This is a genomic window from Fannyhessea sp. C0108B2, from assembly GCF_056583915.1.
On record NZ_JBWPJQ010000007.1, the window covers coordinates 34,111 to 60,137 of the forward strand.

At 42.5% G+C, this 26,027-nt stretch carries 18 protein-coding genes; 2 read left to right on the forward strand and 16 right to left on the reverse strand.

Annotation, left to right across the window (positions count from 1 at the left end):
• Positions 1-17: 17 nt before the first annotated feature.
• The 10 genes from AC1DBT_RS04520 to adhE all read right to left on the reverse strand — a co-directional run bounded on the left by AC1DBT_RS04520 (position 18) and on the right by adhE (position 14,281).
• Positions 18-608: a hypothetical protein gene (locus tag AC1DBT_RS04520; protein ID WP_480018768.1), complete on the reverse strand. Its 591-nt coding sequence runs from the start codon at positions 606-608 to the stop codon at positions 18-20.
• Between the two features lie 9 nt (positions 609-617).
• Positions 618-788, reverse strand: a complete 171-nt coding sequence (locus tag AC1DBT_RS04525; protein WP_371440741.1) for a peptidase — start codon at positions 786-788, stop codon at positions 618-620.
• A gap of 114 nt (positions 789-902) precedes the next feature.
• Positions 903-1,340 (reverse strand): type II secretion system F family protein, encoded by a 438-nt coding sequence (locus AC1DBT_RS04530; protein WP_480018769.1) that lies wholly within the window; start codon positions 1,338-1,340, stop codon positions 903-905.
• 211 nt (positions 1,341-1,551) lie between these two features.
• A complete protein-coding gene (locus AC1DBT_RS04535; RefSeq protein ID WP_480018770.1) occupies positions 1,552-2,496 on the reverse strand; it encodes a type II secretion system F family protein in 945 nt (314 codons plus the stop codon).
• Positions 2,469-3,830, reverse strand: a complete 1,362-nt coding sequence (locus tag AC1DBT_RS04540) for a TadA family conjugal transfer-associated ATPase (protein ID WP_480018771.1) — start codon at positions 3,828-3,830, stop codon at positions 2,469-2,471. The genes AC1DBT_RS04535 and AC1DBT_RS04540 overlap by 28 nt, the downstream gene beginning before the upstream one ends.
• Positions 3,831-5,768 carry a CpaE/TadZ family protein gene (locus AC1DBT_RS04545; protein WP_480018772.1) on the reverse strand — a complete coding sequence of 646 codons (1,938 nt, stop codon included), beginning with the start codon at positions 5,766-5,768 and terminating at the stop codon, positions 3,831-3,833. It lies immediately after the preceding gene.
• A 142-nt stretch (positions 5,769-5,910) separates the two neighbouring features.
• Positions 5,911-6,729 carry an SAF domain-containing protein gene (locus AC1DBT_RS04550; protein ID WP_480018773.1) on the reverse strand — a complete coding sequence of 273 codons (819 nt, stop codon included), beginning with the start codon at positions 6,727-6,729 and terminating at the stop codon, positions 5,911-5,913.
• Positions 6,730-7,301: 572 nt separating this feature from the next.
• Positions 7,302-8,600 carry a ribosome small subunit-dependent GTPase A gene (gene rsgA / locus AC1DBT_RS04555; RefSeq protein WP_480018774.1) on the reverse strand — a complete coding sequence of 433 codons (1,299 nt, stop codon included), beginning with the start codon at positions 8,598-8,600 and terminating at the stop codon, positions 7,302-7,304.
• Between the two features lie 27 nt (positions 8,601-8,627).
• Positions 8,628-11,309 (reverse strand): cation-translocating P-type ATPase, encoded by a 2,682-nt coding sequence (locus AC1DBT_RS04560; protein WP_480018775.1) that lies wholly within the window; start codon positions 11,307-11,309, stop codon positions 8,628-8,630.
• A 335-nt stretch (positions 11,310-11,644) separates the two neighbouring features.
• Positions 11,645-14,281, reverse strand: a complete 2,637-nt coding sequence (gene adhE, locus AC1DBT_RS04565; RefSeq protein WP_480018810.1) for a bifunctional acetaldehyde-CoA/alcohol dehydrogenase — start codon at positions 14,279-14,281, stop codon at positions 11,645-11,647.
• A 634-nt stretch (positions 14,282-14,915) separates the two neighbouring features.
• On the opposite strand from adhE, the gene AC1DBT_RS04570 reads away from it, so the two are divergent.
• On the forward strand, positions 14,916-16,589 hold the full coding sequence (locus AC1DBT_RS04570) for a putative manganese-dependent inorganic diphosphatase (RefSeq protein ID WP_480018776.1): 1,674 nt from the start codon (positions 14,916-14,918) through the stop codon (positions 16,587-16,589).
• 215 nt (positions 16,590-16,804) lie between these two features.
• Here the strand turns inward: AC1DBT_RS04570 and pepT are convergent, their stop codons facing one another.
• The 6 genes from pepT to AC1DBT_RS04600 all read right to left on the reverse strand — a co-directional run bounded on the left by pepT (position 16,805) and on the right by AC1DBT_RS04600 (position 24,201).
• Complete coding sequence (gene pepT / locus AC1DBT_RS04575) at positions 16,805-18,055, reverse strand: peptidase T (RefSeq protein WP_480018777.1); 1,251 nt, start codon at positions 18,053-18,055, stop codon at positions 16,805-16,807.
• 100 nt (positions 18,056-18,155) lie between these two features.
• A complete protein-coding gene (locus tag AC1DBT_RS04580) occupies positions 18,156-19,295 on the reverse strand; it encodes an ABC transporter ATP-binding protein (RefSeq protein WP_480018778.1) in 1,140 nt (379 codons plus the stop codon).
• Positions 19,295-20,473, reverse strand: coding sequence for an ABC transporter ATP-binding protein (locus AC1DBT_RS04585; protein WP_480018779.1), 1,179 nt, complete (start codon positions 20,471-20,473; stop codon positions 19,295-19,297). The genes AC1DBT_RS04580 and AC1DBT_RS04585 overlap by 1 nt, the downstream gene beginning before the upstream one ends.
• A 9-nt stretch (positions 20,474-20,482) precedes the next feature.
• Entirely contained in the window at positions 20,483-21,406 is a 924-nt protein-coding gene (locus AC1DBT_RS04590; RefSeq protein ID WP_480018780.1) for an ABC transporter permease, read from the reverse strand.
• Position 21,407: 1 nt separating this feature from the next.
• Positions 21,408-22,340 (reverse strand): ABC transporter permease, encoded by a 933-nt coding sequence (locus AC1DBT_RS04595; protein WP_480018781.1) that lies wholly within the window; start codon positions 22,338-22,340, stop codon positions 21,408-21,410.
• Between the two features lie 226 nt (positions 22,341-22,566).
• A complete protein-coding gene (locus AC1DBT_RS04600; protein ID WP_480018782.1) occupies positions 22,567-24,201 on the reverse strand; it encodes an ABC transporter substrate-binding protein in 1,635 nt (544 codons plus the stop codon).
• 848 nt (positions 24,202-25,049) lie between these two features.
• On the opposite strand from AC1DBT_RS04600, the gene trmB reads away from it, so the two are divergent.
• Positions 25,050-25,916 carry a tRNA (guanine(46)-N(7))-methyltransferase TrmB gene (gene trmB, locus AC1DBT_RS04605; protein ID WP_480018783.1) on the forward strand — a complete coding sequence of 289 codons (867 nt, stop codon included), beginning with the start codon at positions 25,050-25,052 and terminating at the stop codon, positions 25,914-25,916.
• Positions 25,917-26,027 lie beyond the last annotated feature (111 nt).

Below are 26,027 nucleotides of genomic sequence, written 5' to 3' on the forward strand. Positions count from 1 at the left end.
TCTTAAGCGCAGACACATTACTCCGTGTTTTGCTGTGCTTGCTCGCTCCATTGCTCATAGCGCATACGTAACCTCGTTACTTTGCATCCTTTAGAAGACGCATCCGCTTGCACACGGCATACATCTATCCATTCATGGTGTTGAATAATACACATCCACATGTGACCCAGCAGATCAAAATAACCGCTTTTGACTAATTTACATGCGGATTTATTCCTATATGTAGTAAGTACGCAGCGTATCACCTGAGAAATCGAACTTTCGCAGGTTAAAGACGTTTGAAAATCATCTTGAATAAAATTTTCGATAGCAGCTTGATCATCCACACTTATCACGTTGTTTATAGCAATTGTTTGTGAGTCATTTTGCTGATGTTCCAAAGACAAATGCGTAGGTGATTCAGGTGCTTGTGAGGCGCCATCACTCAATTCGTCAAATGGCTCTACATCAGATTGACTCTGGCTTTCAGAAGAGACGCTTGGGCAAAGTACAACAAACCATATAAAGGGTGCTATCCAGGTTACAATTACCAAAACAAGCACTACTGCAATATAGCGTTTAAGCATAAAAGGAAAGCTGACGGGTTGATATTTTACATGTCTGTGCATAATACACGCTTACAATTGTTCAATACCGTTTTTGATTGCATCCCATAATTCTTGTATCTTTCCTTTAAAGGAAATGATAGCCAAAATAGCTATAACAACAAGAACACCAACCAAGATGGCATATTCGGTTGTACCTTGACCCGACGTATCAACACGAAACGTTGCAAGACGGCACTGCATATTTTTATACAGGTGTTGGATAAAGGCATGAAGTTTATAAAACATATGCGTCCTTTCAGTTCAATATCAACGTATATTCAACTTGATTCAAAAGCTTTCAGCTGCTGCTCAAGCCTATACGGCAGAAGCAAGAAGAGGCCCCATAATCGAAATAAGCATAGCTGGCACGATAAGTACACCCATAGGTATGAGCATTTTAACTGGTATTTTTTCAATCTCTTCTTCCAACTCAAAGCGCTGGGCATCTCGAATACTTTGTGCCTGATCCGATAAAACTCCAACTAAAGGCGATCCACATTCAAGCGCTTGTATAACCGTTGAAGTAAAACGCGTGAGAGCATCAATATGTAAATCGTCAGCAATATCTTGTAAAGCAGCTCGCCTAGAAATAACGCCCAATCTATATTGCAGCAATTGACGCTGAAATAATTCTGCAAGAACACCGCTATAATGCATGCAATATAAATCTAATGATGCTTCAAAAGAAAGACCTGATGAAAGACCCAAAGTTATAACATCAAGTAAGGTAGGAAGTTCCTGCAAGCACATCATACGAGTCCTTTTCTTCGTAAGTATTACATAATATTGATGAATTCAGGGGAAATCAAAAATTTTAGTTTTTATATCACGGATCAAAGCTGGTACAAAAAACGAAGAAATCCTGCTCGCACGTGCGGTATCCATATAATGAGGTCGCGTTCTCAAAAGAATACTGCAGCCCAAAAATATCAAGAGTCCGCTTTGCATTATCGAAATTAAGCCATTAGATATCATGGAATGCCCCTTTCAGAAGTGAGCGAATAATCATCAATGCAATAAAGTCTAAAAAAGCTGCAATACCTAAAGAAATGAGTCCAGCAGGCCGTGTAATCCCCTTTTGAAAATCTAAAGAAATACACGATAGTACAGATATAAGTATCAAAGGCAAACTTGAAACAACTCGTATGCTTAAACGTGCTTGCGCAGTTTTTACAGACAGTAATTTTTTGAACTTTTCCTGCTGTTCTACAAGCTGCGCCGACTGCCTAAAAAGCGATTTCAGTGGTGCACCTGTTCGCTGAGATATAAATAGTGCTGTAATCAAAAACTTCACACCGGGAGCCTGCAGTGTATGAGCCATATCATTAAGTACCTCTGATATTGAACTACCACAGCGCAACTTGAGAGAGGCCTTTTGAAAAGCTTTTCCTGCTTCTCCCGGTTGATGTTGTCCCACATATGCAATAGCTTGTGAAAATGTTTGTCCGGCTGCAAGTGCCATACCAAGCATTCTAAAAATATCAGGCATATCATGGCATAATGTGGTCTTTTGAAGTTGCTCAAGACGATGAGCAAACATGGGGCAGGCACATACGCAACACGCTGCACATAACAGTGTTGCCGCGAATGAACGTGAAAATAGCAATACCGAAATAAGCATTACAACAAACAAAATAAGTGTTACAGCGCATGCATCCTCTACGCGGAGTTTATATCCAAGTTTTCGAGCACGAGCCTGCACATACATAGCAATTGTTGTAAACGTTTGATAAGACAAAAGAAAGTGTATAAGAGGAGTTCGAGCGATAAATTTACACAGCACATACGCAAGTTTTTGCATTTGTAAGTATACAAGTGTTTTAGAAGAAAGAGCCGTACTAGGAAGTACTACCATACAGCCACTAAAAACCAACAAGGCATTTAAGCAGCACAAACTTGCTGTTTCCATGCATTAACCTCCTCTTTTTTAACAAGTTTTGCTAAAACAAGATGCGACAAAAAACTCGGCTCTTTAACTAACGACCACTCAGCATGAACTTGATCAAAGGAAACACATTCAGTAAGCCGAACATGACCTGATGAACCCTGAGAGACTTCAGAAAGCGAGGTCACAAAGCGTTTCCCTGATTCAATACGCACCGACATAACTAACAAATCAAGCGCAGAAGCAATCTGTTCCTCAATAATATTTGCAGGTAAATCCATTCCAAATCTCGCCATAAGAACCAAACGTAATATCGCTTCTTCTGCAGTACCTGCATGAAGTGTAGTAAGAGAGCCATCGTGACCAGTATTCATTGCCTGAAGCATATCGATTGTCTCACTGCCTCTGCACTCCCCTACAACAATACGATCAGGCCTCATACGTAATGCATTTTTTACAAGGTCTCGAATAGTGATTTCTCCCGTTCCTTCGATCGATGCATCTTGTGCCTCAAGATGTACAACATCAGGATGAGAATCAAACTTTAATTCCGCAGAATCTTCTATTGTCACAATACGCTCTGATTTACTAATCTCGCATGAAAGTGCATTTAAAAGTGTTGTTTTCCCCGATCCAGTTCCACCGGCAACAGCTATATCTTGTCGATATAAAACCGCCCATTTGAGAAGCTGTGCGTACCACGCAGGAAGAGATCCAAGGTTTACCAACTGATCCAGCGACGTAATTCTATTGGAAAATTTTCTAATCGTTACACTAGGCCCATTAAGGGCAACAGATTCAAAAACAGCATTTACACGATCTCCATTAGCCAGTCGTGCATTAACAATGGGGCTACTCCTATCAAGCCTTCGTCCCAAGGGAGACAAAATCCTATCAATAATCATCATGATTTGCTCAGAGCTCTCAAACATGGCAGACGCTTCATGCAAGCAACCATCTTTTTCGTAGAAAAGTGAGTCACAACCGTTAATCATAATTTCGGTTACACATGGATCATCAAGCAAGCTTTGAATTGGACCCAATCCACAAATGGTATCGCTTACTCCACGTATTAACTGTTCGTAGTCATGCTCTGGAACATCACTAAACATCTCAGTGTGCAAAAGGTCACGACATGCAACATCAATTTCCTCTTTAAGACGCGCGGTATCGTAAGACTGCATCATCGTTGCAATCGTTGAGAGGCCTAATCTATCCACCAATGCTTCTTGAAGACGCTTCCTTCGTTTTGCATGAAACGAGTCATAAAAATCTGATTTTGGCTTGCGAGGTACACTCCCCCTATAGCTCGATTGCTCTTTAGGCTCTAAAGCACGTATACGTTCCAAAAGTGACATTTACATCGCCTCTTTATGGCGATTAAAAAATGCAAGATGTAATTTTCGACCCTTAATTGAATTTTTTGCAGAAGTTGGTGCATACGCCTCAGTTGAATTTGAAGGTTTTAATGCTAAATCGTGAATAAACTCTGTTAGCATTGCCTGAACTGATTTTACATAAGCATTATGTACTTGTATGAGTTCTCTCACATGTCCAGTTGCAAGAAGCTCATGTATATCCATACCTCCATCTACAATTTTATATGCTTGAGCACCCTCTAGACCTATTTCGCTACGTCCAAAATCTATATCAAATCGATTGTGAGGATTACTAAAATTGTCTACCCTACAAATCCTTGTACGCGGTACACCAAGCCTTACTGCTAAAGCAGCCGTTTTTGCAAGCGCAGAAATTGCATCGGGTAAATCATCGTGAACAATTGCAACACGCGTACTCGCTTGCACCACTTGCGCTACAGCGTCGGTAAATGTGGTAGAAGTATCTGCAAAAACCAGATCAAAGTTGTGCGTTACATAACTTAAAATTGCACCAATATGAGGAGAAATTGTCTCAGCCATTTCAGGCTTTTCGCACGGACCCCATAAAAGGCATGCATCGTCTATAAGCGTGGCACTCTTTGCAATCAGGTCATCACACATAACATCATGCGATATACGACTTAAATCATAAGGTCGTTTAACACCAAAACAAAATGCAAGATTTCCACCCGATAAATCAAAATCAAGAAGAGCAATCCTAAAACCCATATCTCGAGCTAGTTCAGCGCATGTAGCAACCAAAGCTGTTTTACCCATACCTCCTCTCCCGGAAACAAAGCTAATAATAGGAGCAGCTCCAAGGTCGTAAGATGTTGCGGTTTGTGTCTGTTGCGACGCAGACACAGGGGAAGACACTATCGGTTTTGTCACTGACGCAGCTGCGGGCATGGATGATGTCGGCGTTGATACTGACGCTGGCGATGTTGCAGAGGAAAACGCTATAGGCTCTGTAGCTGATGTAGCTGCTGGCAAACTCGCGGACGATGTAGACACTACAGGTTTCCGCGGCATTGGTACAAAAGCACACGTTTGATCTACCTTATTTACATAATGATCCTCATCATGCGCATCATTCGCGCAGCGCGCTTGTTGCACCTGATCGATATCTTTATTGAGCCGTTGATTTGGACGCAGTGTTTCTTTAAAAATATCATCGTCATCTACATCAAGAGTATCTTGAGAATTATGTTCCAATAAAGCATGATCATTATCAGAGGTAAAACAATCATCTGCATTCACCCCTGTAGGCTGCTTGCACGTGTTGGCGCGGATATCCGATACTTGTGGTTTACATACGGCATCACAGCTTGTTTGGTTGCAAGACGAAAGCTCATTAGTTGACAAAGGGCTATCAAAAGACGAGTTATATGCATCTGTTGCTGCAACAAACGACTTACCTGTTGAAGAGGGCATCTCGTGAGAGGCCTTTACGAGTGCTGAAAACTGTGAAAGTAACGTTTGTAAATTTTGATATACCTTATCATAGGTAATCGTTTGAGAAGGAGTTACTTCTTCAGAATTCAAGATCCTGGACGAAGCTTGAGACACAACATCTGATTGTGGTAAGGACACGTGCTCATACGTGCTTATTTTTTTATTACTTTGCTCCTCAGCACAAACGGAGCTTCCAATATCCCAAATATCGTGAATCCCTGCTTGTAAGGCACGCGATCGCAAAGACCCCGAGATACAACGTCCCACCAGCACAACACGAGCGCATCCATCCATAACAAGTGCTGCGGCTAGATTTACATCTGAAACGCCACTTGCCGTCAAACCAACCATAACCGCACACGAAGTTAAGTTCTGCATCCGCACATAATTGCGCAGCTGGAGTCCATCGTCAAAATAATGTAAGATCGTTGCGTGCTCCATATGTTGAAGAGTTTGTGTCATCAAGATCCTATTTTGTGGAGCACAACAAGCAATCCAGGTATAAGTCATAATCGTTCACCTCACAGAAAGATTTTTAACTACGTGCACAATGTATTAATTTGTTACACACATTTCGCTTAAAACGAGCTTTGCACAATTAAAATTACGTATGTTTTGATTCAGTTGTAACTAGTACTGATGAAGCCGTATCATTCTTTTTCAAACCACGCTCAGAACTTTTTTCCGCAGGATCTTTTTCTTTTGGGGAATCATCTTTACGAAGCACGCTATTCGAGGGAATTTCTTTTGTATGATCGCTCTCCACTTGTTGCGAATCATCTTTAAGGTCTTGTACATCTTGTGCAGGAATTACCAATCTTAAACTTTGAGTGGCTGCAGCTGACAGCACGCGCGTGACATCTGCGGGATATACCGCCAACACCAATTGCGCAGGAATATTTTGTGCTGGTTGAGCTTCCTTTACACACAGTGCAACCATATCTTTGGTAATAAGATGCGTAGTTTTGTTGTTAGTTTCGTATCCAAGTACCTGAGTGCGAGGAGTAATATGCAGTCCTATACCAAGTCTTTCATTCATAGGTAAACTAAGAGCAACTCTGCCATTAGGAATCACAAGTTCGGTATCCGATTCTGTAAAATGCATGGTTGAAAGGGGTACATTTTCGCCTACTGCAACTTTGACTTCCTTACCTATCACGTCATCACTGTTTAAATATGCATCTTTTGGAGCCAAGTCCGAAACCCAGTCGCGCACAACTATGTCCTCAGCTTTAATCGTGTCACCAATTTGCAAGGGATGAGTAGTAACAACAAGGCGTACTACATCTCCACCGTATGAGGCAATTGCATCATCACGAGCTTTTTGTGCATCACTACGCACGGATTGCGCATAAGAAAAACTGGTATACATAGCCAAAAGTGCACATAACACAGCACATAACAAACGAAATTTTAGCGACATCGTCCACCTCCTCGCACAAAATATTACGAGGACATACTCTCACAAAATATCGAACGATAACGCGAGAATACGAAAAGAGGCATGCACAAAACGTGCAGGTAGCATGCCTAATTTCTAGTAGAAATTGCACAAAAGTACTAAGGAAGATCCTTTATAAATAGCTTGAGGAAATGTACTTTAAAAGACGAGTTGGTTCCTTGGATGTTCTAAAAGCTAAATGGAAATAGCAATAATGAACTATGCAGAAGAATATGGAAGGGGTGCAAAAAACAAAAACGATAATTATCAAAGTTGTGAGTTTGTGAAGATAGTGTGATGGATACCGTGTAATATTGTGGCGTAATACTGCGTCGCGGTGGCAGTAATGGTCGTACCGTAAAGTTACGTCACGGTGGCTGTAATGGTTACGCCGTAAGGTTGCGTCGTAGTAACTGTAGTGGTCGCTCCGTAAGGTTACGTCGCGATGATGACGATAACCGCACCACAACAACTTCGGCATGATTTCCACGCACCCATAACTACAAACAAGCAGTTATTCATGCACCAACAGCGCACAAAGCTGTAACCATGTCTTAGATATATCGATGAGAAATATCCTTATCAAGCATATGAGCAGATGAATTCATTTCGTCTAACAGCGCCACATATATATCAATAGATCCAGAAAAAACTTGACGCGAAGCTTCAAGCGCACGAACAGCACATCCAGGCTCTTTTTTATGAGAACAATTTCTAAATTTACAATGTTCGACCGCCGCGGTTAAAAGCGGAAACGTTTGAGCCAAACCTGCCTCATGACCCATAAGCGGCAAAGTTCGCAGTCCCGGACAATCAATAATACATCCAGCGAATGGAAGAGCAATCATTTGACGCGAAACAGTGGTGTGACGTCCGCTATCATCCTTTGAACGTGTAGAGCCAACGCGCTGTACGGGGCGTTTAAGAAGCAAATTAAGCAGACTAGATTTCCCAGCTCCCGACTCACCTAGAAGCATGGCGCAGGTTTTACTACCCACAAGCTGCAAAATCTCAGACACACCCCAATGAACGCCATGCTCAGCTGCAAACTCTTTATAAGACGCAGCGCTGTCCATAAAATGCAAATCCTGCGAAGAAACAACAATTTCAATCTGATTGGCTAATAACGCGCTGAGGGTCATAAGCGCATCTTTATATTGAGAAAGACCAACTCGATCAACTTTTGTGCAAACAACAGCACACGAACACCCACAGTCTTGTGCAATCACGGCCGTTCTCACAATACGCGCCAAATCCAAACCTGCGCGCGTAAACGGTTGAACAAGCAAAACTTTATCAACGTGAGCAGCTAAAACCTGCATTTGTGCACGGGAATCGCCCCTCCAACGACTTACCGTATGCACGCGCGGCAAAATTTTGTACATAATGCCCATTTCGTGATTACAAGGTATCCCCACGATAAGCCAGTCACCAACAACAACATTTTTTTCTGACTTCGACTTAGTCAACAGCGCAGAAAACTCACAGCGAATAGTAGCCGTTTTGGTACAGATAAGAGGAAATCCTCTATCAAGGCTTATACATTTACCCAAAAACAACGTATCTTCAGCAACATGATGCTCACTGCAAAGATTACGAATTTCGCGCGCGGCTACTTCGCTAATAGCAGGCGATACATAAAAGTCGTTAAAGCTAGGAAAGAAAGTTGCAAGACCCGCGGTAGAAGAAGGGCTTTCAACGTTTATACCAGCATCATCATCAACAAAAGCATCAGATGAAACGCCTGATTCGTTTCCTTGAGTTCCCCCAACATGTAATGCATGCGCTTCACACGCATCAACACAAGCCTTCTGATGAACCTTCTTGGCAATCTTATGCTTTAACGACTTCATACGCATCCAAATCTTAAAGCAAAAACGTTATGCACATGCACGCTGTCCGCGGCGTGCAAACCATTTTTCAATTTCAACAATTGGGATAATAAGCGCAGCTAAAATAAGGGCAGCTGCATATTCTTCCCAACCGATTTCGGCAAAGTTAAAAGCTTGCGCAAGCGGTGTTTCGATAACCAAATAGGTAAGCAACAATGCAAACACAAAAGCGCCCCACAACCAGATATTTTGCTTCTTAAGCGTAAAAATGGATTGATGCATACTACGCATATTCAGCGAATGGAACATCTCAACCATTGAAAGCGTCAAAAATGCCATGGTCATTCCATGAATACCTGCGCTTGGATTCTGAAGAACCTGAGATATATCCATAGTGCCAAATTCAAGATAATGGCCAATAAAATAACTAATGAGTGTAAGTACAGAAATCGCAATACCTTGAAACATAATATCAACACCAACGCCACCTGCAAAAATACCGTCTTTGGAACTACGAGGTTTGCGTTTCATGATACCTGGCTCGGCGCCTTCGGTTGCCATTGCAAGAGCTGGCAGCGAATCGGTAATAAGGTTAATCCAAAGCAAGTGCGTTGGTTCCAAAATAGTAAAGCCAATAAATGAAGCAACAAATACCGAAATAACTTCAGCAAGATTTGAAGAAAGCAAAAATTGAATACATTTACGAATATTATCGTAAATACGTCTTCCCTCTCGACACGCATTAATGATGGTAGAAAAATTATCATCAGCAAGCACCATGTCAGCAACATTTTTAGTAACATCGGTACCTGTAATGCCCATACCAATACCAATATCTGCACGTTTAATAGAAGGCGCGTCATTGACACCATCGCCTGTCATTGCAACAACTTTTTGCTTATGCTTCCACGCACTTACAATACGAACCTTATGCTCGGGCTGAACACGAGCATATACACCATATGATTCAATAGTTGCGTCGAGCTCTTCATCACTAAGAGCATCTAATTGCGCGCCAGTAAGCGCTTCTTTGCGAGAAGAAATAATTCCTAATTGTTGAGCAATAGCGCACGCTGTATCAATGTGGTCTCCCGTAATCATAACAACACGTATACCAGCAGATTTTGCTTCGTCTATAGACGATTTAACCTCGGGACGAACAGGATCGATCATACCTGAAAGTCCTACAAAACACATGTCATGTTCAAGATATGCGCCATCAAACGATTCTGGACAACTGCTACCCCAATCACGACGCGCAGATGCGATCACGCGAAGCGCCTTATTGGCAAGTTGCTTATTTTGCTCGATAACATATGCTTTTAATTCGTCAGTAAACGGCACAATGCCCGTTTCGGAAAGATACGTGGTACAATGCGACAAAATAACATCAGGTGCACCCTTGGTATGCTGCATATATGATCCGTTATTATTCACCACAACCGACATCATTTTACGACTTGAATCAAATGGAGCTTCACCAACACGCGGACGTGTTTGTTTAAGATATGACGTGGTGAATTCATTTTTGGCAGCGTCACTTACCAGCGCAGCTTCGGTAGGCTCACCTTGAGCTGTATGTGTAGCATCATCCCACACAGCATCGCTTGCAAGCGCCATGGTACGTAAATGCGCTGTTAAATTACCCGTTACGCGCTCAACAACCGTCATCTTATTTTGTGTAAGAGTTCCCGTTTTGTCGCTACAAATTACCTGCGTGCAACCAAGCGTTTCTACTGCAGAAAGCTGACGAATAATTGCATGCTTTTTGCTCATCTTAGTTACACCGATAGATAAAACAATGGTTACAACCGCAGCAAGACCTTCGGGGATAGCGGCTACTGCCAAAGAAACGGCAACCATAAATGTGTTCAATACAAGTTCAATATTAGATAAAAATTCAAACCCATGTTTAATAAGCGAAACAGCAAAAATAATCGCGCAAATTGCAACAACCCATACCGTTAACTTGTGCGAAAGCTCGGTTAACTTCTTTTGAAGAGGAGTTTGCTCGTCTTGAACACTGCTTAACGCATGAGCAATCTTACCCATTTCTGTTTTCATGCCTGTTGCTACAACACATCCGCGACCTCTACCATAAACTACCGTTGAGCCCATGTAGCACATGTTTTTACGATCGGCTAAAGGCACGTCTTTTTCAGACGCTCCAAGATGTAACATATCAATAACTTTAGATACCGGAACCGACTCTCCCGTAAGCGCCGCTTCCTCAATTTTGAGTGAAGCACTTTCTAAAATACGACAGTCGGCACCAACTGCATCTCCTGCTTCAAAGACAATAATATCGCCAGGAACCAGTTGCGATGAAGGTACACTTTGGAGCGAACCGTCGCGCATAACTTTACTTTGTGCGGCAGTCATCTCTTGTAAAGCTGCAAGTGCTTCCTCGGCTTTAAGCTCTTGTACAACACCTAAGAACGAGTTAAGAATAACCACAAACATGATAATAACTACATCGGCATAATCACCTTCACCGTTATAGATACCTACTATAAGCGATATAACAGCCGCAATAATAAGCATGATAACCATGGGGTCTGCCATCTGCGCAAAAAATCGTTTCACGATAGAATCTTTTTGCGCTTCATCAAGCTTGTTGAGCCCGTATTCGTCCAATAACTTGGATGCTTGCGCCGAAGACAAACCATCTTTTTCGTGAGTATGAAGGCTACTTAAGACTTCATCTGCGGATTCAAGATACTCTTTCACAAAATCCTCCTGGGATAATTTTGTTTGATACATTGATTCCCGATTATAATTCCCCAGGAGCTGAGGCAAGGGCTCACCAACGTAACCAAAACTTCTGTACGTATGAATTTATCTTAGCGTATTTGCCCTATTTCTCGAAAAAATTAACGTCTTACTTACAAATTTTGAACGCATTAAAATTTTGAACACTATAAACGCACTATAAACGCCCTCTTAACGCTGTGTCATACACGAAATGGCTAATCTCACCATAACAAAAAGCCCTGTAAACATAGGTTTACAGGGCTATCGAATGCGCGTAGCTTAAAAGCACATAAAGAGCTTAATGCACTTGTTTACTCTTCGTACGACTTAGGCTCGCGACCATAATAAGCATCCAAGTAGATATTCTTCATCTCGTTGATCAAAGGATAACGTGGGTTGCTTACCGTACATTGGTCGTTAAATGCCTGCTCAGACATCTCGTCAAGCGTATCGAGGAAGTATTTCTCGTCTACATTGTATTCTGCAATGGTCTTCTTTACGCCAATGTGATCAAGAATTGATTGAACTTTGGCAATAAATTTCTCAAAGACTTCATCGTCGTTAGCGCCCGTGATGCCGCAATAACGAGCCATTTCGCAATAACGAGCTTTAGCGTGAGGATACTCATATTGAGGGAACGTACCCATACGCGTTGGTTTTTCGGCTGCGTTATAGCGCATAACACGCGTAAGCAAAACACCATTTGCCCAACCATGAGGAATGTGGTGGAAAGCACCAAGCTTGTGAGCCATAGAGTGAACTATACCCAAGAATGCATTAGAGAATGCAAGACCTGCGATACAAGAAGCATTTGCCATTTTGTCGCGAGCATATACATTGTTAGGCTCGTCGTAAGCAGTTTCAAGAGTCTCAAAAATAAGCTTGAGACCCTTTAAGCTCATAGCTTGCGTGTAGTCAGAAGCCATGGTTGAAACATACGACTCAAGGCAGTGCGTCATTGCATCGGCACCAGACGCAGAGGTTAAGCCCTTAGGCTGAGTCATCATGTTATCGGTATCAACAATTGCCATATTAGGCATCAATTGGTAATCGGCAATAGGCCATTTAACACCAGTGTCTTTATCGGTGATAATTGCATAAGGAGAAACCTCAGAACCAGTACCAGAAGACGTTGGAATAGCAACAAAGTATGCTTTACGACCCATTGCAGGGAATTCGTATACACGTTTACGAATATCCATAAAGTCGGCTGACATGTGCTCGAACTTTTCTTCAGGATTCTCGTACATAAACCAGATGATCTTACCGCAGTCCATAGCAGAACCGCCACCGATGGAAAGAATAACATCAGGTTCAAAAGCACGAAGTTGAGCCAGACCTTCGCGTGCAGATTGAAGCGATGGATCTGGTGCTACATTCCAGAAGCACGAGTGAACAATGCCAAGGCTGTCCAGCGTGTCTTCAATAGTTTTGGTAAAGCCACTCTTGTAAAGGAATTGGTCGGTGATAAGGAATGCACGCTTTTTGTGGAGCACGTACTTGAGCTCTTTAAGAGCTTCTGGCATGCAGCCCTTCTTGAAGTACACCTTATCAGGAGTTTTGAGCCAAAGCATGTTTTCGCGGCGCTCAGCCACAGATTTAATGTTAAGCAAGTTCATCACTCCTACGTTTCCACATACAGAGTTTCCACCCCAAGATCCGCAACCAAGCGTTAATGATGGTGTAAGCATAAAGTTATAGATGTCACCAATACCACCTTGTGCAGCAGGAGTATTAATAAGAATACGGCAGGTCTTCATAGCTTGCTCGTATTTTGCCATTTTCTCTTTTTCATTAGTATTAATGAACAAAGATGCAGTATGACCATAACCACCTTCGGCGATCAAACGCTCGCCCATTTTAATAGCGGTGTCAAAGTCTTTTGCGTGATACATTCCCAAAACTGGTGAAAGTTTCTCGTGTGACCAAGGCTCCTCAGGCTCAACCGAGGTAACCTCTGCCATAAGAATCTTGGTTGAAGCGGGAACTTTAACGCCTGCCATCTCGGCAATAACAGGTGCAGGCTTACCAACAATCTTAGGATTGATGTTTCCATTAACAATAACGGTATTTCCTACCTTTTTAATGTCGTCACCTTCAAGGAAGAAGCAGCCGCGACGAGCAAATTCAGCTTTTGCTTGATCATAAACCTTGTCGCAGACGATAACGTTATTCTCGGAAGCACAAATCATACCGTAGTCAAAGACTTTGGAGTGAATAATTGAGTTGACCGACATTAAAATGTCAGCGGTTTCATCAATAATTGCAGGGTTGTTACCAGGACCTACACCAAGAGCTGGTTTTCCTGAGCTATATGCAGCAGCAACCATGCCCGGACCACCTGTTGCCAAAATGATATCGGCTTCGTGCATAAGGGTATTAGTAAGCTCGATAGAAGGCTTATCAACCCAGCAAATAATGTCGCGTGGAAGTCCTGCTTTTTCTGCAGCGTCACGCACAATACGAGCAGCTTGAATGGTTGATGCTTTTGCGCGTGGGTGAGGAGAAATCAAAATAGCATTACGAGTTTTTAAGCACACCAGTGACTTAAAAATAGCCGTAGCAGTTGGATTTGTTGTTGGAATAACAGCGGCGACAATACCAATAGGCTCGGCAATCTTTTTTAAGCCGTACGCTTTATCCTCAAAAATGGTACCGCAAGTTTTAGTGTGACGATATGCGTTATAAATATATTCAGCAGCAAAGTGATTCTTTATAACCTTATCTTCAACAAGACCCATGCCCGTTTCTTTTACCGCAGCTTGCGCCAAAGGAATACGAGCCTCATTTGCTGCCATAGCAGCCTCAAAGAAAATCTTGTCAACTTGTTCTTGCGTAAATGTTGCAAAAACTTTTTGAGCTTTACGCATCTTCTTCAGCTGAACCTCTAAAGACTCTACGCTGTCGATTAACGTAACACAATCGTTTGATGATGCGGTTTTTTGCATCTCGTCGGATTGTTTTGGATCACACACCGGCGTGTCATGCTTACTCATAACCCCTCCATAACGTAGTCCATATAAACTCGGCGGATAAGCAACGAGTTTATCCAAAATGTTTTCATCTTCACAAAAACTATTCGACTTATATATTTGCAGATTAGTGGGTATAAACTTTCGACAATTTTATATTCAGCGTTATTTATGAGGATATGCCTTGAGATGACTATCCTTCACTGGTCATATACCACTCAATTTTTCCGTACGCATGGGTCATTTATACGTATTTGTATAGCAATACATGCACAGGTTTATGAAGGAGTTATGAAGCGTCATATGTCCTACAACGAACGCTCATGAAAAAACAGCTATACGCTTATAAAATGAACAAATTTGATGACAGATTGTAGTCATCTGCTATACATGCACAAATGCACCGTGACAAAAAATAATAGTTACGTTGGTACGCTGATGCATAAACTAGAGACTTTGTGCAAAGCTTAGATGAAGGTAGGTTTTGTGCATGGTAACAGGTACCATAATTACAACTAAAAATACAGACAATTATGCATGAATCCTCGCGTAAATATCTGTATGTTTATCCATACATTAACGTATGTAATTACCTATAAAGGAGTTATTCATGACAGAGGCTATACGTAAAGTAAATGTTATCGGCCATCTTCATCCTGATACCGACAGCATTTGTTCTGCAATGGCATATGCATATCTTAAAAATCAAACAGGCACCACACAGTATGAAGCACGACGTGCTGGTACGGTAAGCCGCGAAACAGCATTTGCGCTCAAACATTTTGGCTTTGATGAGCCAGCACTCATCACTTCTGTGGCTCCTCAAATCAAAGATACCGATATTTCAAAACTTCCAGCTATTAGCTCTTCTACCAGCTTATTTGCAGCATGGAATCTTATGAAAGAAATCAGCTCGGGTACCTTATGCGTTATCGATGAAAAGAATATGCTGCAAGGTCTTATTGCTGTTAAAGACATCGCTAATGCAAATATGGACATTTTAGACGATGAAGGTTTAACAAAAGCTGCCACACCCGTTACCAACATTTTAACAACGCTTAATGCAAAGCTTCTTTGCGGTGACGAAAACGCAAGCTTAACCCAAGGTCATGTTCGTGTTGGCACCTCTCCAGAAATGATGGATGGTATGATTGACGCCGGCGATGTTGTCTTAACAACTAACCGCTACGAAACCCAAAACTTTGCAGTAAGTGCAGGTGCTTCATGCATTGTTATTTGCAACGGTGCATCTCCAAGCGATGTTGTACTTCAAAGCGCAAAAGAGCGTGATTGCATCGTTATTACCACTTCTTATAATACCTATGCTGCTGCACGCCTTATTTCCATGGCAATTCCTGTACGCGCGTGCATGCTTCCTACCGAAAAGATCATTCGTTTCTCGGTAAACACCACTGTAGACGATGCTAAAAAGACTATCTCTCAAACGGGTCATCGTTTCTTCCCTGTTTTAGACGAAGACGGTTCATATGTTGGCGTTGTTGGTTCAACTAATATGCTCAAAATCAAAAAGAAGCACGTTATTTTGGTTGATCACAACGAGCGTTCTCAAGCAGTTGATGGTCTTGAGCAGGCCGAAATTATGGAGATCATCGACCACCACCGCATTGGCTCTATTGAAACTTCAAGCCCAGCACTATTTCGTAACATGCCCGTTGGTTGTACCTCAACTATTATTTATGGCATGTATAAAGAAGCAGGCGTTGAGATTCCTAAGAACATTGCAGGACTTATGTTATCTGCTATTATGTCCGATACCCTTGCATTTAGATCGCCTACTTGCACACATCTTGATGTTGACGCTGGTAAAGCATTGGCAGCTATTTGCGGTGAGGATATTCCAACCTACTCTGACGCAATGTTTGATGCAGGAGCCGATTTAACAGGTCGCACCGCAGAAGACGTCTTTAACGGTGACTTTAAGGTATTTTCACGAGGCAAAGCTCACTTTGGTGTTGGACAAGCAAGCTTCATGACCGAAAGTTCACGCAAAGCTGCAGAAGCATTGGTTGGACCTTATCTTAAAACTGGTGCTGAGTCCTACGAACTTCCTATGGTCTTTTATATGTTTACCGATGTTAAAAGTAAAACAACCGAGATGATGTTCTGGGGCGAAGACGCCAGCGAAATTGCAACCATCGTTGAACAAGCTTTTGGTGTAAAACCTGTTGATGGCATGGCTGTGCTCAAAGGCGTTGTAAGCCGCAAGAAACAAATCATTCCACCGTTAATGTCACTTTTGCAAGATAGCGAGCGTGAAAACTAATACAGGAGCGCTGGTAAAAGCACACTGGTAAAGGCACACTTGTTATCAGCACAACTGTTCATATGTGTAAACTAAACACCCTCTTTCACATGAAAGAGGGTGTTTTCATACACAAAGATTTTTTCTTCTGAAAGCGTCTTATACGCGCGTCTTATACGAGCACCCAAAATACGCACGTATACATACGGCGCCTAAAACCTCTCAAAGCTGCGCTTTTATGCACAAGGCTGAGCATACAGCCCAATAAGAACCTCAAGCATATCGACCATTTTTTCAAGCTCGGGAACGGGAACGAACTCACGAACGCCATGCGCATTATAATAACATGCCGATAAATTAGGAGCTGCAAATCCTCTAAACGAAAGTTGAGCACCATCGGTACCTCCACGCATAGGAACAAATTTCATGGGAACGCCCACTTTTTCGTAAGCCTTGCGCGCATTTTCGATAAGGTGTTTATTCTCGGGTTTAGTAACCACATCAGCCAAATTAAAATACTGATCTTTTATTTCAACGCTTAAAACACAAGAACCATATTGACGATTAACAAATTGAGCAGCATCCAAGCACGTTTGTTTGCGTTTATCCATAATTTCTTTTGAATGATCACGTAAAATGTAGCCAGCTTCGCCCTCTTCGCAACTGCTTTTAATATAGCTCAAATAATAAAAACCATCGTAGCCTTCGGTGTATTCAGGACGCTCTTGTGCAGGAATAAGCTGATGAAATTTCATAAGCGCCTCTGACGCATTGATGAGCGTACCTTTAGCCGTACCCGTATGAACGGACAAACCTTTTGCCTTTACGATAACCTCACTTGCATTAAACGTTTCGTAGCAAAACTCACCTAAAGGTCCTCCGTCAATGGTATAGCCAAACGTTGCGCCAAACTTCTTAAGGTCTAAAAGCGCAGCTCCGTGCCCTATTTCTTCGTCGGGAACAAATGAAAGAGCAAGGCGTGGATGTGGGATTTCGGGATGTTCTTTAAGACGAGCAAGTAGAGAAACAATCATGGCATCTGCTGCTTTATCATCACCACCTAAAAGCGATGTACCGTCTGCCGTAACTAAATCCCACCCGACCATATGCTCAAGCTGAGGATTAGTTTCAGGAGATACATACACTTCACGGCCATGACGATCATAGCCAATGGTAAGTTTTCCGCCTTCGTAATGCTTAATCTGCGGATGAACGGGAGAGCCATATGATTGCCACGCTGTATCAACGTGTGTACAAAAGCCCAGTGTTGGCAAATCTTCACAGCCTTTTGACGCAGGCCAAAATGCGGTTACATATGCATGCTCATCAAGCTCAACGTTTTCGGCGCCAAGCTCTTTCAGTTCTGCAGTGATAACGCGCGATACGTCAAACTGACTTTTGGTTGAGGGAACCTCTTGCGCATTAAAAGGATCCGATTGCGACGGAATGGCACAATATCTCATAAAACGTTCAACTACATCACTCATCTGTTGTACTCCTTTACGTACTAGGTTACTTTTTTACTGATGCAATTTTTGGCATGTGTCATATTTTGCACACTTGCTCAGCGCGCAAAACACAGCTGTCTTAACTTGTACACAGTTTTTGATGTGCTTGCTCCAAACTTTTTGCAAAGCGCTGTTGCACCACATGACATGCGCATACATGGCCGGGCTCAATTTCCACCAAATCGGGCTCCTTTTGCGCACAAACACTTTGCGCAAGCGGACAACGTGTATGGAACACGCATCCAGAAGGCGGATTCACCGGACTTGGAACATCGCCTTGCAAAATGCGCTTATCTTGGATTCTCTCATGTGCAATGCGCGGAATAACATCCAATAATGCCTGCGTGTACGGATGCAAAGGTCGAGAAAACAAATCATTCTTAGAGCCGCGCTCCATAGTGTGACCCAAATACATAACCATAACCGTATCGCTAATATGTTTTACAACAGACAGATCATGACTGATGAAAATATAGGCAAGACCAAGCTTTTTTTGCAATTCTTTAAGCAGGTTAATCACTTTTGCCTGAACAGATACGTCTAATGCCGATACGGGTTCATCGCAGATAATGAGCTTAGGCAACAAAATAATTGCACGCGCAATACCAATACGCTGGCGCTGACCGCCCGAAAACTCATGCGGATAACGGTTTTTATACGAAAGATCAAGCCCTACATGCTCCATCACGTCTTCTATCATGCGTTCACGCTCTTCGCGGGATGCATAGCTGTGCGCAATATCTATCGGCTCGGCAATAATATCGGCAACGGTCATGCGAGGATTAAGTGAACTATAGGGATCCTGAAAAATCAATTTCATGGATTTTCGAGCTTCGATAAGAGCATTTCCTTTAAGCGCTGTAAAATCGCAGCCGTTAAGCTCTACCGTTCCAGAAGTTGGATCGTTTAAACGTAAAATGCACTTTCCTGTAGTTGATTTACCGCAACCACTTTCACCTACAATTGCAAATGTCTCGCCTTTATGAACGTCAAACGACACATGCTCAAGCGCGTGAACATAACTTTTTTTGCGCGAGAAAACCGAGGATTTAACTGGATATCTTTTGGTCAGATTGCGAACCTTTAAAATAGGCGTTTTGTCATGCGATTGCTGATAGCCAAGGTTTTCTGCAGACGAAGGTACGTGCTTACGAGCTGCTGACAAAGATGCATCCGTACTTTGACTTTGAGTATTATCGTGATGAATATGAGTGGTCATTATGCCTCACCCCATTCTTTTGAAAATTTCCAGCAAGCAACTTCGTGAGTTGTTTCGCTGCGAGTATCAGGCGTTTTTATTGCGGACTCGTTTGCCTCGCAGGAAACAGACGCATCAGATGCTTTAGCGTCTGTACGCACCATGTGCGGACGTTTTGTACGGCAAATTTCTTTTGCAAACGGACATCTTGGATGAAATGGGCAACCTTTTGGCATATCAGAAAGCATAGGAACACTTCCTTCAATAGCAAAAAGGGTATCAACAGAGGTATCAAGAGACGGAATGGAATTTATAAGTCCTGAGGTATACGGGTGTAAAGGATTGGTAAATAACTCGTACGCGCGCGTATATTCAACCTGATGACCTGCATACATAACCAAAACCCAATCAGCCATTTCGGACACAACACCCATGTCGTGCGTAATAAGCATAATGGCAGTGTTAAGCTTGGTTTTCATATCATCAAGTAACTGTAAAATTTGTGCCTGAATTGTTACGTCCAAAGCCGTTGTTGGCTCATCGCAAATCAAAAGCTCAGGCTCACAAGCAAGCGCCTGCGCAATCATCACGCGCTGACGCATACCACCAGATAACTCGTGCGGATAACTCTTAAACACTTTTTGAGGAGCAGGAATTCCCACTAGCTCTAGCATATGCAAAGCACGAAGATCCGCTTCTTTTTTACTAAGATTGCGATTATGCGCAAGAAGTGCTTCGCGAATTTGTTTTCCAGCACTCATAACGGGATTAAGCGAGGTCATGGGCTCTTGGAAAATCATGCTCATTCTTTTTCCGCGATACTGCGTAAGCTCTTTATGAGATAAGTGCGTAATGTCATGTCCGTTAAAAGTAATAGAGCCGTGTGTAACGTGCGCTATGGGACGAGGCAAAAGCGACATAATCGAAAGCGCCGTCATCGATTTACCACAACCGCTCTCCCCTACAACCGCCAAAGTCTCACCACGACGCATCCCAAAACTTACGCGGTTAAGAGCTAACAGGCTTCCCTGTTCAAGTTCGAGCGAAACATCAATGTCTTGTACTTGCAAGAGATTTTGCGCATCGCACGAGGAGTCTGATTTCTGAGCAGCTTCCAAAGCAACATCTGATGTTTGAACAAGTTCTTTATCAGCACAAAGTGTAGTTTCGTTATGAGGGTTTTTGAGTTCACGTTTCATACTGACCTCTTATCGATTAAGTTTTGGATCAAGCGCATCACGAAGAGCGTCACCTAACAGGTTAAAAGCCATAACGGTGATGATAATTGCGCACCCTGGAATAACACTGTAATAGGTATTGGATTGAATATAGGGTTGAGAAGAGGCAATCATTTGACCCCAGCTTGCCATAGGAGGCTGTACGCCCAAACCCAAAAATGAAAGCGTGGCTTCGGATAAAATAGCATTGGGAATACCCAGCGTAGAAACAACGATCAAGGTGGAAACACAGTTTGGCAAGAGGTGTTTCATAATAATGCGCCAACTTTTTCCGCCACTTAAAATGCATGATTGAATATATTCAGAATTTTTAAGACGCATCACATCACCTCTAATAAGGCGCGCGGTTGAGGTCCACATCAGCAGACCTAACGCAATATAGAGGTTAATAAGGCCTGGTCCCATAACAAACATAATAAGAATTGCAAACAGCAAAAACGGAAACGAAGAAAAAACCTGTATGACAAACGAAATAGCAGCATCGGTTTGTCCACCAAAATAGCCTGCGCATACACCGGCAAAAAAGCCAAGCGCAAGGGCAATAATCTGAGAAATAATACCTACCGAAAGTGAAATGCGACATCCAAAAACAATGCGCGCAAAAATGTCACGACCAAACTCGTCGGTACCAAAAATGTGTGTTGGATTGGGCTTTTGCAATGCACTTGGCAAGGATTGAGCATTGGGATCATATGCCGATAACAGCGGCGCACAGATAGCAATCACACACAGCACACAGATAACTGCCAAACAAAACAGTCCTAATTTGTTGCGTGTAAAACGTTTCCAGCTCATAGACCAGTATCCACTATGAGAAGAGGCTTTTTGTATACGCTTTGCTTGTTGCTCAAGATCGGGCTTCTTAAAGCCTTTGATGCACGTAGATAGCTTCATACTAGTTTGCCTCCTTACCCAAACGAATACGCGGATCAACAAGTGCATACAGCACGTCGACAATTAGGTAAACTACAACACAAATAAACGCGATATACATAACAGAGCCTTGAATGAGCGGTAAGTCGCGCGCATTGATAGCATCTAGGAGCAGCTTTCCCATACCCGGCATTGCAAAAACCGTTTCGATAATAAGCGATCCGGTAAGAATATCGCCCAATTGCGCTCCTGCAATGGTAATAATAGGAATAACTGCATTTCGAAGACCATGAAGTAAAATGATACGTACGCGTGCAAGACCTTTGGCCTCGGCAGTGCGCATAAAATCTTGGTTAAGCACCTCTAACATAGAAGTACGCGTAACGCGCGAAATACTTGCAGCATAACGCGTTGAAAGCGCAATACAGGGAAGCACAAAACTCGCAAGTGTTTTAATTCCCGAAAGCGGAAACCACTTAAGATGAAGCGCAAAAATAATTTGAACAATAATAGCAACCCAAAAAGAAGGAGCTGAGATACCAAAAATTGAAAACGACATCAACGCGCGGTCAAGCGCCTTTCCATGAAAGACTGCTGCAAGCGTGCCTACACTTACGCCCACCACAAGAGCAAGGATATAGGCGGAACCCGAGAGCTTAAGCGTAACCGCAAAAGCTTTTGCAAGCAAGGCGATAACGGGCTTATGCTGGGCATACGATACGCCAAAATCTCCCCGTATCATATGCGTAAACCACGTGGTATATTGCTCGACAACTGGTCTATCTAAGCCCATGGTGTGGCGAACCTGATTAACGGTAGCCTCATCTGCCATATCGCCCATCATAATACGAACGGGATCTCCGGGTACAATATTCAAAACAAAAAATGTGATAAGCGATATACATAAGACAACTGCTAATGCCTGCAAAATACGTTTAACGATATAATATTTCACGCCATTTCCCCCTCTCCTTTTTGGAAATGTATATGTACAACTATAAAGTATGTTAAAAAAATACCTATATTTTGTTATTAAAACGTAACATAAAGGACGTAATGCCTAAATTTACGTATAACTCTGTTTATTTATGCAATAATTTACGAACGTAAACAAGAAGAGGTGCCACATCAGCAGCACCTCTTTACCTTACACGTACATAAACCGCATATGAAACCACTGATTAGTTTTGTGGATTATAATTTGGATCCGATGTATCAACGTCAAGTTCAAACGTATGATAAATAAGATTACCAACGGCTGCACCCTTAACATAAGACTTGGCAACAAAGGTTCCCTTTGGCCAATAAAGCGGAATGGTTGCATAATCTTCGCGAGTGATCTTGGTATCAACCTGCTTGTAGATATCTGCACGCTCTTGTTCATCATGAGAAGCACGCGCCTTATCTAAGAGAGCATCTACCTCGGGATTATTGTAGAATGACGACTTTTTAGCAGCGGTGGTGCTGTAGAAATACGTATACAGGTGATTATCTCCATCTGCATAAAGTGGATACCAACCAAGTGTTGTAATTTGAAGGTTTCCATCTGCCCAGTCTTTAGCCCAAACACCAGCATCTTCTACCTGAACATCAAGATTTACGCCTATTTTTGACCAATAGTCCTGAACGGCTACAGCTTGTTTTTGGCTTAAGCCAGCGCGAACTTTAGCGGTAAGTTTAAGATCGGTAGCACCTGCCTCTGCAAGCAAAGCTTTTGCTTTTTCGGGGTTATACTCAATCTCGCCCAAATCTTTAAGCGAACCAGGCGTTTGAGGAGCAAGCCATCCACCTGCTGCAACACCGCTTCCGCTTGCAATAGTATCAACAAGTTCTTGACGATTAATTGCCAGCGACAGAGCTTGACGAACACGCACATCTTCAAGGCCTTTGCCTTGCTTAAGGTTAAGGTTAATAAAGTGAACACCACATGATTGAAATGGATGAATGAGATCTTTAACATCGGGATCTGCCTGATATTGAGCGAGCAACGAAGGATCAAGGTCGCAATAATCGATATCACCATTTTTAAACGCAAGCATTTTAGTGTTGAGATCGTCAAAGTATTTATAGTGGATCTCATCAAGAGCAGGCTTGCCATCGTGATAGTCATCATAACGAGCAAGAACAACTTCGGTTGTTTCATCATTTGAAACAAGCTTATAACGACCAGTACCAATAAGGTTAGTACCCTGACCCCAATCTTTACCTGCCTTTTCGCATGCATCCTTGGGGAAAATATGCGCGTAAGAAATACCTAAATTAGACGGGAAAGCCGCAAAAGGAGCTTTAAGCGTAAAAGTAAAATGCGTATCATCTTGAATCTTAAAACCAGCAAGCTCTTTAGCCTTACCAGCAAGCATCTCGGCGGCACCCAAGATTGATGAATACATATACGTAGATTTAGCAGCAGTTTCAGGGGTAAACATACGCTCGAACGTATATTTAACATCCGCAGAAGTAAGCGTTGAGCCATCATGGAACTTAACGCCCGATTTAAGCGTACATGGCAAGGTAACACCGTCAGCTTCAAATTGAGGAATTGACTCAAGCAAAACAGGAACCAACTTGTTGGTTTCATCCCAACGAAGCAGTGATTCGCAAATACTATCCGAAATTGAAGCGGAAAGCGAATTGGTGCTGCGTTGCATATCAAGAGGAACCTTAGCATTGGCTAAGCCAAAACGCACAATTTTCTTCTTATCTGCACCTGCATTTTCATCAGTTGCACCACAAGCGCTCAACATCGCCGAAGCGGCGATGCCGCCCATGGAGACGGCTGATGCCTTAAGGAAATTACGACGGGTAATTTTATCCATCTTAATCCTACCTTTCCTAAAGCTTGTCGTGTATAACGTAAGCAACGAAGATGAAACGCACTGGGCGAACGAAGCGCGACGCGTGATGCCGTAATTGGCACGTGATACTTTGAAAGCAAAGCCATCTCTATTTCGTTCGTAAAGTACGCACTCTTTTTTGCTTGCGTATTACTTTGCCATGTTTTAGCAAAAGTTAAAAGACTTTTGTGAGTTTGGAAACAATCATGTAATATTTAGCCATAAAATCCCTTGTATTTCATACCTTCTACACTTTTTTGTATTTTATTTATATTTAATGCAAATTATTGCAATAAACTTCTTGTTTTTTTATTCAAAATGCGACTAAAAATACCGTATCTTAACTTACCAACAAGTTAACTTTGGTTAATTACGTATCACTTACGCTTAGGTGCTCATATGAAAGTTAAAATGCATCCGTATTTATAAAACAAATGAATAGTGAAACGCGAATCGCATAATTTAGTAGGTACTCAAGCGCGAACCGCATAATTTAGTACGTGCTCCAACGCAAACCGCATAATTTTATATGCTCAAACACGAACCACAGAATTTGACAGATGCTCAAGCATGAACCGCATATTCTATGAACACCGAGAAAGTGCTGAAACTTTTATTGGTGATACCTTTACCATGTTATTGTGGCTTTGTCTCTTAGATGCATATTTTTTAGAAAACAAATTGTGAGGCCAACATCAAAGCCGCACACAGTAGGAACGCGTCTTTGTTATGGTAGTCCACCACAGTAGGAACGTGTCTTTGTTTTGACAGATGACACACGGCAAAAACGCGGTTTTATTAAGGTAATAATTACGCGAAAGAGAATACGCATGCACGCACTTCACGCACGACTTGGAAAAAATTTTGATCTCGCACAGCGTCTTATACGCTACCAGAAAGCAATCGTAGAGAGGCCCAAAACGCTTCGCGGTTCATGGTGCAACTGGTGTTGCCCGTGTGAAAAGGACGAACATGGCAAATATGTGCAAGCATCATTTAAAGAAGTTCGCTTAGATTTGGGGTGCGGAAAAGGAAATTTTACACTTGAGGCTGCACGGCGCGAGCCCCGTGTGCTCTTTGTTGGCGTGGATATAGAGCCGTTGTGCATAGCCATTGCGGCGCAGAAGATTTGTGACGAGAAGCTTTCTAATGTGGTGGTATTTTGCGCGCATTCGAGTCTTTTGCATGAATATTTTGCTCAAGGCGAGTTGGCACGTATATACCTTAATTTTCCAACCCCGTTTCCGCGTAAAAAGCAGGCGCGTGATCGCTTGGTGTATCTTGATAATTTGTTGGTGTATCGCGATTTGCTGGCTAAAGGTGCAAAGCTGACGTTTAAAACAGACTCATATCCGCTTATGCAATTTGCCAAAACGCAATTTGTGCGCGCGGGCTATACATGTACGTGGGAATCGGACAATGCACGAGCTGATCGACCAGATGAACCTATGAGTCAATACGAAGGAAAACTAAGTGAGCAAGGTGCACGCGTGTTGGCGCGAGAATACATTGTGGGTGCGTTGCCTGCGCAGATTTCACAGGTAGAAAAATTGAGTTTGGTTGATTATCTGCCAAAGGATCTCTCGCTTATGAGTTATATCCCTCATGGTATGCAGGGAACTTTTACTAATTTGATTAATTACGAGGCAAAACACAACGGCAAGCGGCTTGATTCGCATGGGCAGCTGCTGCAATAGAATGAATGTTTGATACAAAACATCGGCTGTTGGCAATGCAACAGCCGATGCAGGTTCTAATACGTTTGCGTGCTTTTATGCGCGTTTATGCGCTTTGCGTTTTACGTGCTT

Coding starts and splice junctions, on each gene's coding strand:
- AC1DBT_RS04570 (WP_480018776.1), top strand. CDS start 14,916: ATGACAGAGGCTATACGTAAAGTAAATGTTATCGGCCATCTTCATCCT.
- AC1DBT_RS04540 (WP_480018771.1), bottom strand. CDS start 3,830: ATGTCACTTTTGGAACGTATACGTGCTTTAGAGCCTAAAGAGCAATCG.
- AC1DBT_RS04580 (WP_480018778.1), bottom strand. CDS start 19,295: ATGACCACTCATATTCATCACGATAATACTCAAAGTCAAAGTACGGAT.
- trmB (WP_480018783.1), top strand. CDS start 25,050: ATGCACGCACTTCACGCACGACTTGGAAAAAATTTTGATCTCGCACAG.
- adhE (WP_480018810.1), bottom strand. CDS start 14,281: ATGCAAAAAACCGCATCATCAAACGATTGTGTTACGTTAATCGACAGC.
- AC1DBT_RS04585 (WP_480018779.1), bottom strand. CDS start 20,473: ATGAAACGTGAACTCAAAAACCCTCATAACGAAACTACACTTTGTGCT.
- AC1DBT_RS04600 (WP_480018782.1), bottom strand. CDS start 24,201: ATGGATAAAATTACCCGTCGTAATTTCCTTAAGGCATCAGCCGTCTCC.
- AC1DBT_RS04525 (WP_371440741.1), bottom strand. CDS start 788: ATGCAGTGCCGTCTTGCAACGTTTCGTGTTGATACGTCGGGTCAAGGT.
- AC1DBT_RS04550 (WP_480018773.1), bottom strand. CDS start 6,729: ATGTCGCTAAAATTTCGTTTGTTATGTGCTGTGTTATGTGCACTTTTG.
- AC1DBT_RS04530 (WP_480018769.1), bottom strand. CDS start 1,340: ATGATGTGCTTGCAGGAACTTCCTACCTTACTTGATGTTATAACTTTG.
- AC1DBT_RS04590 (WP_480018780.1), bottom strand. CDS start 21,406: ATGAAGCTATCTACGTGCATCAAAGGCTTTAAGAAGCCCGATCTTGAG.
- pepT (WP_480018777.1), bottom strand. CDS start 18,055: ATGAGTGATGTAGTTGAACGTTTTATGAGATATTGTGCCATTCCGTCG.
- AC1DBT_RS04520 (WP_480018768.1), bottom strand. CDS start 608: ATGCACAGACATGTAAAATATCAACCCGTCAGCTTTCCTTTTATGCTT.
- rsgA (WP_480018774.1), bottom strand. CDS start 8,600: ATGAAGTCGTTAAAGCATAAGATTGCCAAGAAGGTTCATCAGAAGGCT.
- AC1DBT_RS04535 (WP_480018770.1), bottom strand. CDS start 2,496: ATGGAAACAGCAAGTTTGTGCTGCTTAAATGCCTTGTTGGTTTTTAGT.
- AC1DBT_RS04545 (WP_480018772.1), bottom strand. CDS start 5,768: ATGACACAAACTCTTCAACATATGGAGCACGCAACGATCTTACATTAT.